Below are 14842 nucleotides of genomic sequence, written 5' to 3'. Positions count from 1 at the left end.
TGTGCCGATCGGCGGGGAAGACCGCTAAGGGGAAAGGAAACCCTATTCTGATGACCTGGAGGTAGTTACTGCACAGTCAATACGGGACAGAATGTCACGAACTTTCCTACTCCCCACACACCTCCATCGTATTAAGATTAGCGACTCATATGTTGATTCAATGCATCAAAAAGATTTGAGGTGGACGCAACATGCTCTTTTTTGATTATTTTTTTTGTATCTAGTAGTCCTTCTACCTCTTCGGTTGCTTCTCGTGCAGGTTTTGTACGGATGTCTTTTGCATTTATGCATGCAAATAGATAGCTAGGGAACTCTTTTTCTAGTTCGATCCGATCCTGTTGCTTGTCAGCGTCTAGGATTGCTGCAACTTTTTTGTAACCTAGGTCTTCCAAGATACGGCAGATATATTTTATGTTTCCTGCGCCGCCTGCTCCCCAGCCAAAGAAGTTTCCGGTAATTTTCTTCTCTAGCTGGTCAGCTATTTTTGGAAATAAAATTACATCTTCTTGGCCCTCGGTAAGAATGATTTGGTCCTCTTGGAAGAATAATTCTTTCGCATCGAGACCAAAAACATGTGGGTTGAATATGTTGTCGCCTGACAGTTTGGAAAGGGCTAGTCTTGATTCTGGTGTTGTTTGATTGATTGTTGTACCGTTTGTGCCGGTAGTGACTCTCGCCAAATAGCCATGATCGGACAAAGCCTTAAGATCTATAAAATATGGAGAGTGTGTTGCTATGATTATTTGTCTGTCTCTTGAGTATTTGTAAAGTAGAGAAGCCAGTCTTTTTTGAAGACTTGGATGTAACGATAGTTCTGGCTCGTCGATTATAATTATGTCTTCGGGCTTGGAGTCGTGCAGTGCATCGGCGATAGCAAATATACTAACGATTCCTTCTCCCATTCCGTCGCTGGAGTGGGAGTTTTCCTCATTATAGAATTTTAAAAAAAATGCGCCTTGGTCTGTTTGATCGATTGACCAGGTTGGAATGAATGTAAGAACTTCGCTAAGGATTTTGTTGAATTCAGCAGGGTCTTTAAGGATGTTGAAAAGCCTATTGGAGAAACCATTTAAGGTCGATTGACGTTGATAGCCGAGTGAGGTGTAAGTAGATTGCTCCTTTCGTGTCCATTGTCCTTTATTGAAATAAGGGTCAAATGCACGGCGTGATGGCAGGATAAAAAAATTAGTATCTAGATCTACGTTTTCTCTAACAGTCTCGCTAGTGCCCTTGGCAACAGATCTAATGGTTTCTGTTTTTTTGTTGATCGTGAATTTAATTTCAACTAAATCTGTCGCTGAGTTTCTAGTTCCTGAGGTGAAGCTTGGCGACTCATGTCCGCTTCGCGCTTTGAGACATTCTAAGATTGAAGACTTACCAGAATTATTTGGTCCAGTGATTATTGTAAATCCACTTCCTAGTTTTCCATTAGGAACTGCAAACTCAAGATGAGCTTTGTGTTTGAATCCTCTATAGCCATGAATTTCAACCCTTTCTAATGCCATTTAGAATAATCCTTGTTTTTTTGTGTTGGCCATACCTTTTTGGACCCCAAGCATAAGCAGTGTGTCTTCTATTAGCAAGGGGAGGGCGAGCCCAGTGTGCTAAACGAGCGATTTGAACCAATTGTTATACGCGGTTTGTGGCGAAAAACTCATGAGTGTGCGGTTTGTTAAAAATCGCTCCTCACAAACACTCAAGCAGGAACTTGTTAGAGTGCGGCCATACTTCTTCTTCAGGTTTATAAAATTGCAAAAACTCTATTAAATCACGACCTTCAAGGACAAATGCAACTGTTACCCTCCTCTATATGGGACTTGTTGGCTCTAAAATTACTTGCCGGCCATAGATTGCTTTTTGCAGGTCATCAACCACATAGCCAATATGAGGTTGTTTTCTAATTATTTCAGGCAGAGAGCTGTCCTTATCACACTTCATCCATTTCATTGCATACGGGGAGTCAAAGTATCCTGTAGCGTGAATTTTCAAAGCAGAATTATAGGTGTCCGCTGGGAGGTCATCAGTAATAGGGATCCCGACGTGGTGGAAGGTAAGCTTCTGATAGGTTGGTTCATGCATATTCAGGATTCCGATAACTAGCTCTGCTAATACTCATGCATTCTACATGTATGAGCTATAACGTTTGGTTTAGACTCTCTAGCTGACTTGTCGAAATTATGTCGAAATCTGAATTTGGCCTGATCTCGTAGACACACCTCCGCTTTTGGCCGTTATCTGCCTGACGCCTAAGGCGGCTAGTCAGGTCGGAGATATGGGGCGAGTGGAGTCCAATGGTACATAAATGGTACGAGCTAAAGATGGATCGGCTGTAGGCCTCTTTTTTAAAGGCTCTTTGGTTCAGTAATTCCAATCCATCACCGATAAGGCTATTGATTCTGCTCCTGACTGCTACCAATCGGTCCATAGCTGTCGGTCATTTGCGACATAAATTAGCCCAAAGCGGTGACTCAGAGGCGTCTAGAAAATCAAATATGACTCAGTCGCATGTCAAGGTCTTCGCTATGAGTGATGGCTTGGTAGTATCATCCAATCAGGTTGCCTGAAATATCGACCGGGAGTCTTATGGCATTCACAAAGGAGGAGTACGACACATGACTGCAAAATCGAAGTTTGGCGTTCCAATGAGCTCTGAGCAGTACGCAAAGGAATGGCAGGTAAACTCTGCTGGTTTCGAAAGCCATGGTGATTACAAATGGATGGCGGGACAGCTTGGAAATGCTGATATCGTGCTGGAAATTGGGTGCGGTTCGGGTAACGGTACATTGGAGTTGGCTAGACAAGGCCGACGACTCATCGTGATCGAGCCTAATGCCGAACTGGCTCAAATGGCCTTAGACACCCTGAAGAATGCAGGGGTCCCAGTCGACTATGTAGCGGCCAGCGCGTTACACGGTGCTCTGCCAACTGGAAGCGCCATTATCAACGCGGACATATTTGATAAGAGTATCGATCAGCTACTTGCAACCATTCAATTCGACGCCATCGTGTGCTGGCTGATCGGTGCTGAGCCTGCACGGGTTGCTTCAAATCTCAATGTCGCGTTCGATGAGTTCAAGGGTGGGGAAGGGCGGCTGTATCGGGAAAAGCTGCATGCTCGGTGCGGTGAGCTAGGCACTCTCTACCTTAAGCCGAGTGGGCTAGTTCATGTTGTCGACAGGCAGGGCGTCAGTCATATGGATGATTGCAAGCATGGCACTCCTGATGTTGTAGACCAGTACTCGAAAGTCTTTGGTCCTCGTTACTCGGTCCCTTCGCACAGCATTTCCTTCCGAGAACTCAGTACGAGTTTCGCCGGAAATTCCCGCATGCAGTACTCCTCCAATCAGCCTGCTACCGCTACGGTAATTCCTATCTTCGTATCTGTGAAAGCCGTTCTTAGCTGATCAGTTGAACGGTGGGAGTAGGCTATCAGGCTGAAAAGATGACCCTGTCTTTTTTCCGACTCCCACCGCCAGTGAGGTTTTGGTCGTCTTGGTTCATTCCATTACCCGTGATTGTGCTGCCCCTTAACCAATATGATTGTGCGTTTTTGGTCGATAACTTCCATTTAGGTAGGATCCTACCCTTTCTATCGGGCCAGGCCTTGTTTGATATGGCCTGCGTTTTCACCAATCGTGTGAAGTGCCCTCCGAACATTCTCACCCACCTCTAAAGCGTTTTGCTGCTCAGCCGAAGAGTCAGCTCCATCACAGCCGCTTCCAGGGCCAGTTGATTCTGATAAAGCCGTTCCAGCACGTCCGTCAGTGAGTACTCACTTGCCATGGTTTGCGACTCCTTTTGAAAGAAATCAAGCATAGCAATGGCAGCTCTCGGAATTGCGAAAGCCAGCGAAGAAGGGGGAGGGTGTCGGTGCGTGGCAGTAGTGCTGGTACGAAAGTGGTACAGATAGATGAAGAAGGAGCTGCAGTGCCCGTTTTATGAGGCCTTTAGGCTTAGATGTTCCAATCCATCATCGGAGCAACGGAGAAGCGACGGGAGAACGATGGCGTTGGTGCTATAGGTGAGGACATTAGGATCTGAGATGGATAAGGCGAAGGGCGGACAGTTTAACAGGAATGGGCTTGGTGCCGTGGTGGTCAGTGCCAGAGCTTCAGCCACCCTGGCACGGTTTTCAGCTTATTTCTTCTTTTTGTCGGGCGCCTGAGTCAGCGCCGAAGCCGCCACAGATTTCACATCCGGCGGAGTGGTGGGATCCGACAGCAGCTTGGCTGCTTTTGAAGCGACGCTTTCACTGGTTTTTTCGTCTTTAGCCATTACTTGAGCTTCCCTCTACGTAGGCCGCAGGTTCATCTGAATTGATGCCTGGTCGGCTTTAATATGTAGGGGCTAACTGTTGATATCGCCAATCAGAATATGTGCCTGGATAATTCGTCGCCAAAACGACATCAACCTGAACCGATCCTGTCCTACGGCAAAGTTTCATAATTCTCACCGGCATTGAGGCCTACGCTCAGCCCATAAGCCCAAAGGGAACTGAAAAAATGATCTCCAACCTCGTCAAAGTCGTGATGGTCGCAGGCACGTTGCTCTTGGCCGCTTGTTCGTCGGGTTCATCGGGCATGAGTAGCGACCTGAGTAGCGACCCTTGTTATTCAGGGGGATGCCAAGCCTTTGGCGACCACAGCCCCAGCAAGGCCGCCAAGATGAATTTTGGCGGCAACGCGCTGGGGAGTAGTTACGGGGAGTATGGTTCGGGGTTGATGCATGATGACTGACTGAGCGGGTGGGGCAGTCATTTACTCAGTGACTGACCCACCGCTTTCGCGAGCAAGCCCGCTCCCACATTGGATCGTGGGAGGGCTTTAGTGACCGCCTTTCATACGTCGGGCGATCAAATAGATGCCCAAGCCAACCAGCGCCGTAGCCGCGCCAATGTAGCCCGTGCTGGTCCACCCATACCCCGCCGTAATCGCCATCCCACCGAACCACGGACCCAGCGCATTCGCCAGGTTGAACGCCGCGTGGTTGGACGCCGCCGCCAGGCTCGGTGCCTCATGCGCAATGTCCATCAAGCGGATTTGCAGCGGCGCGGCCATGGCGATCATGGTGCCGCCCAGGCCAATACCCAGCAGTACGCCCCACAGCGAACTCGCGGCGAAGGTGAAGAAGATCAGCACGGCCATCGACCACACCATAATCCAGCCCACTGCGCGAAATTGCAGGCGATCAAACAGCTTGCCGCCGGCGATGTTGCCGATGATGCCGCCTACGCCAAACGCGGCCAGACCGAATGGGATCCACTGCGGCGAGACTTTGGTCACTTCGAGCATGGTCGGCGCCAGGTAGCTGAACACGCAGAACATCCCGGCAAAACCAATAGCGCCAATGGACAGCGCCATCCACACCTGCGGTTTGGTGAAGGCGCGCAGTTCTTTGCGCGGGTCGCTGCGGGGTTCGTCGTGGCGATCCGGTACGAATTGCCAGACCAGCGCGATGGTGCACAGGGCGATAGCACTGACCAGCGCGAACGCCGAGCGCCAGCCAAAGTGTTGACCGAGGAAGGTCGCGATGGGGTTGCCGAGCAGCATGGCCAGGGTCAGGCCCATCATCACGCGGGCGACGGCGCCGGCACGTTTGTCGTTGGGCACCATGCTGGAGGCGACCACGGCGGCGATGCCGAAGTAGGCGCCGTGGGGCAGGCCGCTGATAAAGCGGAAAGCCACCAGCGAACCGAAGGTCGGGGTAAACGCCGTGGCCAGGTTGCCCAGGGCGTAAAGGCCCATCAGCAATAGCAGCATGTGTTTACGCAGCAACTTGGCGCCGAGGATCGCCAGCAGCGGGGCGCCGACCATCACGCCCAGCGCGTAGGCGCTGATGGCGTGGCCCACTTGCGGCTCGCTGAGGTTGAGGTTGTGGGCGATGTCGGGCATCAGCCCCATGATGGCGAATTCGCCGGTGCCGATCGCAAAGGCGCCCACGGCCATGGCCGCTTCCATTTTGGCGGCGCTGCGCGCGGGCAGCACGTGCCCGGGTGTTTGCTGGATAGTCATGGGTAACTCTGTTTGATGAAGTGCACGAAGGACAGCCGCCGATGCTACGCAAGCAGCGACGAAGGTGTCTAGAACAGCGCGTTGCGCGAGAGTTCCATCGGCGCAAGCAGTGCGGGGCTTTGAGATCCGTCTTATTCAACTACCCTCTCGCCACGCTTACTCTTTTGGCGATGAAGCTCAAACATTTCCTGCAACCACTCGACTCTTCTTTTTCGACGCCCAAGGCCGCGCGCAAGTTGTTGCGGCTGTTTGCCCTGGCATTGGTGCTCGGCGTGTATGTGGGTGCCTACAGCTACTTGCGTGCGGCGTTGAATGAGGAAATTTCGCTACGGCGCAGTTATATGAATGAGGCGATTTCCGATGCGCAGAGTTTTTTTGTCAGCCGCCAGACGCTGCTCAAAAGCCTCGGCCTGTCGACGGTTCGTCATGTCACGCCACCCGTGGGCAACCTCAATAATGTGCCGGCCGAAGAGTTGCACATCACCTTGGGCGAGGCGGGCAATATCTGGAGCCTTTGGCTGACTAGGCGCCTGCTTGATTACCTGCAGGTCAACCAGGTCAACCTGATCTACGTCGCGCAGCGCGCCGAGCCGGTGGTGGAGCGCCTGTTTACCGTTGGGGCGGCCCCGGAGAATGTGCCGCAGCCGGTATTGCAGCGGTTGATGGCGGTGGACACCGGCAAGGTCTCGGTCAGCGATGAGTTGTGGCTGACTGAGCAGAGCCGCCTGGATTCACCGCTATACATCTTCACCCGCCTCGACGACCGTAGCCCCACGTCGGGTTGGCTCGGGCTGGAGGTGGACGGCCCGGACCTGATCAACGCCCTGCAGCATGAAAAAGCCGGGGACTTCATGTTGCTTGACGGCGCCGGGCAGCTGATTTTCAGCAGCACGCCTCATCAACCGTCGGCTGCGCAGGTGCTGCGCCAGTATCACGCCACGGCCAGCTTTGGTTGGGAAGGCAGCCGCTGGCTGCCGGATCGCTTGGCCATTCGCAAGCACCTGGGTTACTCCCAGTGGCAGATCGTCTACAGCCTGGAGCTGAGTTCACTGTTGCCCAGCCTGGCCATGCCGTTGCTGCTGTGCCTGCTGTTGTGCGCAGCGGCCAGCTTGTTGATGGTGCGGTTGGTGCGGCGCATCGATCAGCGTTTGATTATCCCGGCAGCCAATCGCATCGAAGCGCTGGTGGAGAGTGAGGCATTCAGCAGTGCGGTGATTCGCATCGCGCCAGTGGCCTTGTGCGTGCTGCGCCGCAGCGACGGCGAGGTAGTGCTGGAAAACCCCCTGTCCCGGCAATGGCTGGGCAACGGCCACGAGCGCCAGCAACTGTGTCACGGCTGGATTCGCCGCGCGTTCGATGAGTCGGAACAAAGCAGCACCGACGAGCTGCAAATGGCCGACGGTCGTCACCTGTACCTGAGTTTCGCGCCAACCCGTTACCAGCGTGAGGAGGTGCTGATCTGCGCCTTCAGCGACATCACCGAACGCAAGCAGGTGGAGTTGGCCCTGCAGCAGGCGCGCACGCTGGCGGACGCGGCGAATGAGGCCAAGACCCTGTTCCTGGCAACCATGAGCCATGAAATCCGCACGCCATTGTATGGCGTGCTGGGCACCCTGGAATTGCTTGCGCGCACCGACCTTAACAGCCAGCAGCGTGGCTACCTGAATGCCATCGAGGGCTCGTCGGCGAACTTGCTGCAAATGATCTGCGATGTGCTGGACGTGTCGAAAATCGAAGCGGGACAACTGTCCCTAGAGTTCAGCACGTTCTCACCGATCGAGTTGGTGCAGGAAGTGATCCAGGGCTACGCAGGCGCCGCCCAAAGCAAGGGCCTGCAGTTGTTCGCCTGCCTCGACCCGCAGTTGCCCGACCACGTGAGCGGGGATGTCACACGCATCCGCCAGATCCTGAATAACCTGCTGAACAACGCGCTGAAATTCACCGAAAGCGGCCGGATTGTCTTGCGTCTGCGCCTGGAAAGCCGTGAAGGCGAGCGCACGATGTTGCAGTGGCAGATAGTCGACACCGGCAAGGGCATCGCCGAGGAAGACCAGCGGTACCTGTTCGAGCCGTTCTTCCAGGTCAGCGGCAATGCGAATGTGGTCGCCGGCAGCGGCCTGGGCTTGTCGATCTGCAAGCGCCTGATGCACTTGATGAACGGCACCTTGCGGGTGGTCAGCGAACCGGGCCTGGGCAGCAGCTTTTCCTTCACCTTGCCGCTGGAGCAAGTCAACGACGACGACCAGGCTCCCTGGGCGCAGCCGCTGCTCGGCGAGCGGGTGTATGTGGTGTCGCCGGTGCGTGAGCTGGCGGAAAGTGTTGGCGGCTGGTTGCGTCGCTGGGGCGCGCGCGCGCAACTCGGTGCGCCGGAGTCCGCCGAGGCCGACCCCGGCGCGGTATTGGTCGAGCTGTATCCCGGCCCGACCGAGCCCGACCAGTTGCTGCATTGGTCCGGGCCGCGGGTGATGGCCGCGGTCGACGAGCATGGCGCTTATCCCTGGCAGATCGGCCTGAACAACCTGCAGGCGCTCAACCGCGCGGTCAGCCGCGCCCAGGGCAGCGAAGAGTTGTTGTCGCCGAGGATCAGCGAGAAGCCCACCGAGTTCAGCCTCAACCTGCGCCTGCTGGTGGCCGAAGACAACCTGATCAACCAGTTGATCCTGCGCGACCAGTTGGAAGAGCTCGGCTGCAGCGTGGTGCTGGCCGGCGACGGCATTGAAGCGCTGTCATTGTGGGGTGATACCGCGTTCGACATGATTCTCACCGACGTCAACATGCCACGCATGAACGGCTATGAACTCACCGAACAACTGCGTCGCCTGGGTTGCTCACTGCCGATCATCGGGGCCACCGCCAACGCGATGCTCGACGAAGCCGAGCGCTGCCTGAACGCTGGCATGGATCATTGCCTGGTCAAGCCGTTCACCCTGCGCGCCCTCTACCAGTGCCTGCATCGCTATCAGAGGAGGGTGCTTTGAGCGCCTATCGCGTACTCATCGTGGAAGACCATCCTTTCCAGCATGAGTACTTGATCAACGTCTTCCAGGCCATCGGCGGGTTTGACGTCGATGTGGTCTGGGATGGCGCCACCGCGCTGCAACGCCTGGCCCGACAGCGCTACGATCTGCTGCTCAGCGACTTGATGATGCCGGGGATGGACGGTGTGCAACTGATCCAGCACTTGGCCCGCATGCACGCGCCGCCTGCGCTGGCGCTGATGAGCGTGGCGTCGCGGCGCATGCTGGTGGGCGCCGGGCAGGTGGCCGGGAACCTCGGCCTGACCGTCGCCGGGCTAATCTCCAAGCCGGTGCGCGAACGCGAGGTGCGCACCCTGCGCGATTGCCTCGACAAACTCGCCGAGCAGGCGCGCACGCCGTGTTGCCACCGGGGTGTCAGCCATGCCCGGGAGAACCTTGAGCGCGCCTTGGCCAATGGTGAAATCCAGGCGTGGTTCCAGCCGAAAAAATCCCTGCATGACGGGCGCATCGTGGGCGCCGAAGCCCTGGCACGCTGGGTGCACCCGGTGGAAGGGTTATTGATGCCCGGCGCGTTTCTTGACGACATCGAGCGCCTTGACCTGGAAACCCGCTTGCTCACCTGCATTCTCGGCCAAACCCTCATCGCCCAGGCCCAGTGGGCGCAACTCGGTTACCGGCTGCCGGTGTCGATCAACCTGCCCACGCATTTGCTCGACCAGAGCGACCTGGTCGACCGCCTGCTTGCCCAGGTGCAAAGCCGCGACGCCGAACCCCGGCAAATTACCTTCGAATTGATGGAAAGCTCCACCACACGGCTGCCCAGTAACTACTACGCTGGAGCATGTCGCTTGCGCATGATGGGCTTTGGGTTGGCGCAGGATGACTTCGGCAAGGGGTTCAGTTCCTACTTCAACCTGGTGTCGACGCCGTTCAACGAGGTCAAGATCGACCGGTCACTGGTGCATGGCTGTGCCGAGAACGAAAGCCTGGCGTCGGCCTTGCAAAGCATTGTCGAGCTGGGCCGCAAACTCGGGCTGACCACCATCGCCGAGGGCGCCGAGACCCAGGCGGAGCTGGCGGTGTTGCGGCGTATCCGCTGCGATCAGGTGCAGGGTTTCCTGATCTCCCATGCCGTGGCGGCGGAAAAATTCAGCGCCCTGTTAATCGAGGATGGCCCTGCGCCAGCACTTATGTGAGTGGCCAGGGTCACACAGTCAAGAAGCCCGAAGGAAGGGTCGCCCGGTCAGCCGGGCGTTATTGGCCAATGCCGGGATCAAGCATAGGCCCCATATCCTGATTCAGGCTTCTGCGGTACTGACGATGAAACATGCAAGTCTGCGCCTGGACAAGCTGGCGCAAAGCTCTCAACGCTTGAACAAAGCCCTGTTATTGCTCACGGGGCTCGCCTTGTTGCTGTCCAGCAGTTGCTATTGGGCGGTGTCGCGGTTGCTCGACGCTGAACAGGAAAAGGTCGAGTTCCACTTCGCCCGCGTGGTGGAGATCATCCATGAGCACGAGGCGTTCCTGCGCAACGTGGCCAGTGGCTACAGCCGCAGCAACGCGCCGCCGCTGCCGGCCGTGCAGTCGACCTCGGTGGTGGAGTTGCAGCACGAAGGCGGGCAGGTGGTGTTGCAGGCCAAGGGGTTTGCGATGTCGCTACCCTTCACCTTGTCCCACGCCGAGACGTTCTCGGCGGATGACACGCGCCGGGCACTGGCGTTTGGCGTGCAACTGACTGACTACTACGGCGGCTACTGGGCCAGCTCGTTTTACGCCTCGCCGCAGCTGTTCGTGTTCACCCCCAATGCCGTCGCTAGCCTGGCCGTGCCCGGCGTGGGCGGCTTGCGCCAGCACCAGCCATTGTTGCGCGAGCAGTACCGCGACGTGGTGAGCCGCTTGCAGCAACTGCAACAGAGCCAAAGCCTCCTGCTGACCGACAGCCGCGTGCGCTGGATGCGTGCGCCGCCGCAGTTGTACCAGAACAGCCGCAGCGTGGTCGCGATGATCGGCCTCGACGCGCCTGCCGCCGTATTGCCGGCCAATCAGCCTCAGGGCCTGCTCACGCTGGCGGCGGTGGTGGACACCTCGCAGGTCGACGAAATCGAGCGAGTACTGCAACTGTCGGTCTACAACCAGTTCACCCTGATCTCGCCCCAGGGCGACGTGTTGCTCGGCAGCCTCGGCGATGAACACATGGCGCCCCTGGGCCTGAGCTTCAACAGCCAGGGTTTGCGCTTCAAGATGCTCAGCGAGGGTGGAGAGCACTGGACCGGCCTGTACGCCATCAGCTATCAGGATTTCCTGCGCTACGCCAAATGGCCGCTGCTGGGCCTTGGCCTGACGTTTCTGGCGGCCGTGCTGCTGGGCTGGTGGATCAACCATTGGTACAAGACCCGCATCGTCAGCCCGGCGCAACGCGCGCAGGAGCGTCTGTTCGAGAGCGAGGCATTCAACCGCATCATGCTGCACAACGCCCCGGTGGGATTGTGCGTAGTGCGCCGCAGCGATCACCAGTTACTCCTGGAAAACCAGCGCGCGCTGCAATTGCAGGGCACCGCACCGCTGCTCGACGTGCTCAAGGCCAACGATGGCCCGGATACCCCCGGCGAGATGTGCCTAGCGGTGGAGGGGCGGTACTTGCAGGTCGTGGTGGTGGCGGCGCGGTACGAAGGTGAGGACGTGTTCCTCTGCGGCTGCAACGACATCACCCGACACGTGGACGAAGCCCAGTTGCTGACCCAGGCGCGCCAGGAAGCCACCGAAGCCAACGAGGCCAAAACCGTGTTCCTGGCAACCATGAGCCATGAAATCCGCACCCCGCTGTACGGCGTGCTCGGCAACCTGGAACTGATGGCCCTGACCGACATGAGCGAGCGCCAGCGCCACTACCTGGAAATTATCCAGGGTTCGTCCACTGTGCTGTTCCAGTTGATCAGCAACGTACTGGATGTATCGAAAATCGAATCCGGGCAAATGGCCGTGGAAGCGGCGCCGTTAAGCCCGGGCCAGTTGGTGGCGGAATCGGTGTTGGCGTTCAGCGCGACCGCGCGCAATAAAGGCTTGCAGATCGATGCCGAGATCGACCCGCTGCTACCGCCGCAACTGCTTGGCGATGCTGGCCGCATCCGGCAGGTCCTGCATAACCTGCTGGGCAACGCGATCAAGTTTACCGACTCCGGGCGCGTGCGTTTGCGCCTGATGGTGCAGCAACTACTTGACGATAAAGTGACCCTGCAATGGCAGGTCACTGACACCGGCGTGGGCATTCCGGAAAAGGCGCTGGGCCAGTTGTTCAAGCCGTTTTATCAGGTAGCGGGCGACCAGGACGGCAATGGCGCCGGCCTGGGCCTGTCTATCTGCTCGCGCTTGAGTGAGTTGATGGGCGGCAGCATGCGCGTGGTCAGCGAGCCAGGGTTGGGCAGCAGTTTTTCGCTGTTCATCACCTTGCCGGTGCTTCAGGAAACCCTGCCCTCTGCGGAACAACCGCCGATGCCGCCGTGCCTGGACGCACCGTGCCTGAACGTGCGCGTGCTGGTCGCCGAAGACAACCCGGTCAGCCAGGCCGTGCTGCAAGAACAGCTCGAGGCCCTTGGCGCCCACCCCACCGTAGCGCGTGACGGCGAGCATGCGCTGCAAATCTGGGGTTCGCAGCCGTTCGACCTGGTGATCACCGACATCAATATGCCGCGCCTCAACGGCTACGACCTGGCCCGCGCGTTGCGTGAACAAGGCGTCCAGGTGCCGATCATCGGCGTCACCGCCAATGCCCTGCGCGAGGAGGGCGAGCGTTGCCTGGCGGTGGGCATGAACGCGTGGGTGGTCAAACCGCTGAGCCTGAGCATGCTGCGCCAGGCGTTAATGGCGCACTGCCGGCGGGCCACGGCCTTGCCGGTGGTGCAGGTGGTCCGGGACCGCGAAGGCTGGATCGAGCTTTCCCCGGCCATGCGCCAACTGATGGCCGACACGTTGCTGGTGGATGTGCAGCAGATCGAACAAGGCCTGACGGCCGGCGATGCCACCCTCGTACGTGAGCGTTTGCACAGCCTCAACGGCGCGCTGGCCAGTGTGCGTGCCGGGGAACTGTCCAGCGCTTGTCAGGCATGGGAGAACACCCTGTACGACGCACCGCTGGATACATACGCCACCACGCAGATTCGAGGCGTGTGCGCACGGCTTACAGCGGTTGCGCAGTGCTTGCTGGCAGAGTCGCAAACTTGATGAAAGCCCATTACAAGGAAGATAAAGAATGCGAGAAATGAACGTTGTGATCGCCGATGACCACCCGATCGTACTGGTGGGCGTGCGCGAAATTGTGCAGCGTGATTCACGCTACAGCCTGGTGGGCGAGGCGGTCAGTTCCAGTCAACTGATCGAGCAGTTGCGCAAGCACCGGCCGCAAGTCCTGATCACCGATTTCAACATGCCGGGTGACGACACCTATGGCGATGGGTTGAAGCTGATCGAGTACATCCTGCGTCACTTTCCCGCGACCCAGGTGCTGGTGCTGACCATGATTTCCAACAGCCTGATTCTCACCCGCTTGCAGGAATTGGGTGTGGCCGGGGTGATCCAGAAGAACCACCTGCACGGCGAGATCGAAAAGGCCCTCGGCGCGATCAGTGCCCAGCGCAGTTACCGCGCACCGGAGCCCGCCGCGACTTCGGTCTTGGCCAATGTGACCCAGGTGCAGGCGCGCTTCCAGAGCCTGTCGCCACGGGAGATGGAAGTGCTGCGTTTATTCGTGACGGGCATGAGCGTGAGCGATATCGCGCGGCAGTTGAGCCGCAGCAACAAGACCGTCAGCGCGCAGAAGATTTCGGCCATGCGCAAGCTGGAGGTGGACAGTGACCAGGCGCTGCTGACCTATTGCATCGAAGCCCGGCAGTTTCAGTAATCAGCGGTACGTCATCTGCATCAACAGGGTGGCTTTGTAGCTACCCGCCTCGGGCAGCTCGCCCAGGGACACGGGCTTGACGCGCAGGGTCAGCGCCAACGGTTCGTCTTCTACCGGCCAGGTGCCGGTTTGGCCCAGGCCGATCCCCGGCTTGTCGGTCTTGTCACGCAATTGCACCTGCAACCCCAGGGATGGGAGATTGGTGAGCAGCACCGGGCTGACGGTGAGGGCCCGGGCCATGCCCGCCGACAAACTCAGCTCGACCTGAGCGCCCGCCTGACAGTCGAAGACCAGCGGCACATCGGTGGCGACGGTGCTGCCGTCGGCCAACTGGTTGAGGTTGACCTTGCCCAGGTCCACCTGTTGCGTACTCGGAAACCTTGCGGTGCACGGCGGTGCGGTCAGCTTGCCGCTGACGTCGATCTGCGCTTCTTCCGCCGCTTGCGCAAGGGCGGTGCTGGCTACGGCCAGCAGCATCCAGGCGAGCGCTTTCATAGGTAATTGAGGGTCATGACCATCGACGAGGTGAACGCGCCCGGCGCCAGCGTGCCGCGTTCGACCAGTTGCGCCTTGAGGCTGATATCCACGTCGCCGCTGAGGTTGGTGTATTTCTTGACGGTGCCATTGAGGTTTGCCGCCGTGTTGTCCGCCCACAGCAACGACACACCGAGGTTATCCGCCGTGGTCTTGGCCACGGTGGAGGTGTAGGTGCCGTTATTGGACGTGAAGCTGACATTTAGCGAAGAACCCGACGAGCACTTCAAGCGCACCGGCACTTCCACAGTGCCGGTGGTCGCCACCTGATCAGTACGCACGTCGCCAAATGCGGCGGTCAGGGTTGTGCCGGTACTCAATACGCACGGTGGGCGGGTGAGGGTGCCGCTGACGGTGATATTCACCACGTCGGCAGCGTGAGCGGTGCTGCTGAGCAGTATCAGGGCGAGCAGTGGAGTTTTCAT

Annotated in this window: 12 protein-coding genes and 1 pseudogene; 6 read left to right on the top strand and 7 right to left on the bottom strand. The window is 57.7% G+C overall.

Annotated features, from left to right (window positions below):
- Positions 1-137: 137 nt before the first annotated feature.
- Together HX818_RS03610 and HX818_RS03605 are read right to left on the bottom strand one after the other, a co-directional pair.
- Complete coding sequence (locus HX818_RS03610; protein ID WP_177019515.1) at positions 138-1505, bottom strand: ATP-dependent endonuclease; 1368 nt, start codon at positions 1503-1505, stop codon at positions 138-140.
- A gap of 301 nt (positions 1506-1806) precedes the next feature.
- Complete coding sequence (locus HX818_RS03605; RefSeq protein WP_218173725.1) at positions 1807-2079, bottom strand: hypothetical protein; 273 nt, start codon at positions 2077-2079, stop codon at positions 1807-1809.
- 533 nt (positions 2080-2612) lie between these two features.
- Here HX818_RS03605 and HX818_RS03600 point away from each other — a divergent pair.
- Positions 2613-3404: a class I SAM-dependent methyltransferase gene (locus HX818_RS03600; protein ID WP_177019514.1), complete on the top strand. Its 792-nt coding sequence runs from the start codon at positions 2613-2615 to the stop codon at positions 3402-3404.
- 185 nt (positions 3405-3589) lie between these two features.
- Here the strand turns inward: HX818_RS03600 and HX818_RS03595 are convergent.
- Together HX818_RS03595 and HX818_RS03590 are read right to left on the bottom strand one after the other, a co-directional pair.
- Positions 3590-3783 (bottom strand): annotated as a pseudogene (locus HX818_RS03595) (hypothetical protein).
- A 354-nt stretch (positions 3784-4137) separates the two neighbouring features.
- Positions 4138-4275, bottom strand: a complete 138-nt coding sequence (locus HX818_RS03590) for a hypothetical protein (RefSeq protein WP_177019513.1) — start codon at positions 4273-4275, stop codon at positions 4138-4140.
- A gap of 227 nt (positions 4276-4502) precedes the next feature.
- On the opposite strand from HX818_RS03590, the gene HX818_RS03585 reads away from it, so the two are divergent.
- The gene (locus HX818_RS03585; RefSeq protein ID WP_003218911.1) at positions 4503-4736 is read left to right on the top strand and encodes a hypothetical protein; all 234 of its coding nucleotides are present in this window, start codon (positions 4503-4505) and stop codon (positions 4734-4736) included.
- Positions 4737-4823: 87 nt separating this feature from the next.
- On the opposite strand, the gene HX818_RS03580 is transcribed toward HX818_RS03585, so the two are convergent.
- Positions 4824-6011, bottom strand: coding sequence for an MFS transporter (locus tag HX818_RS03580; protein ID WP_177019512.1), 1188 nt, complete (start codon positions 6009-6011; stop codon positions 4824-4826).
- 170 nt (positions 6012-6181) lie between these two features.
- Here HX818_RS03580 and HX818_RS03575 point away from each other — a divergent pair, with 170 nt between their 5' ends.
- The 4 genes from HX818_RS03575 to HX818_RS03560 all read left to right on the top strand — a co-directional run bounded on the left by HX818_RS03575 (position 6182) and on the right by HX818_RS03560 (position 13883).
- Positions 6182-8989 carry an ATP-binding protein gene (locus HX818_RS03575; RefSeq protein ID WP_008437634.1) on the top strand — a complete coding sequence of 936 codons (2808 nt, stop codon included), beginning with the start codon at positions 6182-6184 and terminating at the stop codon, positions 8987-8989.
- Complete coding sequence (locus tag HX818_RS03570) at positions 8986-10185, top strand: EAL domain-containing protein (protein WP_003218906.1); 1200 nt, start codon at positions 8986-8988, stop codon at positions 10183-10185. Before HX818_RS03575 ends, HX818_RS03570 begins: the two co-directional genes overlap by 4 nt.
- A gap of 124 nt (positions 10186-10309) precedes the next feature.
- Entirely contained in the window at positions 10310-13207 is a 2898-nt protein-coding gene (locus tag HX818_RS03565; protein ID WP_177019511.1) for an ATP-binding protein, read from the top strand.
- A gap of 28 nt (positions 13208-13235) precedes the next feature.
- Positions 13236-13883, top strand: a complete 648-nt coding sequence (locus HX818_RS03560) for a response regulator (RefSeq protein ID WP_017477281.1) — start codon at positions 13236-13238, stop codon at positions 13881-13883.
- Here HX818_RS03560 and HX818_RS03555 read toward each other — a convergent pair whose 3' ends face one another.
- Positions 13884-14378 carry a fimbrial protein gene (locus HX818_RS03555; protein WP_003218900.1) on the bottom strand — a complete coding sequence of 165 codons (495 nt, stop codon included), beginning with the start codon at positions 14376-14378 and terminating at the stop codon, positions 13884-13886.
- Positions 14375-14842: a fimbrial protein gene (locus tag HX818_RS03550; RefSeq protein WP_177019510.1), complete on the bottom strand. Its 468-nt coding sequence runs from the start codon at positions 14840-14842 to the stop codon at positions 14375-14377. Before HX818_RS03550 ends, HX818_RS03555 begins: the two co-directional genes overlap by 4 nt.

This window comes from Pseudomonas sp. F9001, assembly GCF_013385435.1.
Taxonomy (GTDB): Bacteria; Pseudomonadota; Gammaproteobacteria; order Pseudomonadales; family Pseudomonadaceae; genus Aquipseudomonas.
This window is presented reverse-complemented; position numbering and strand designations above follow the sequence as displayed.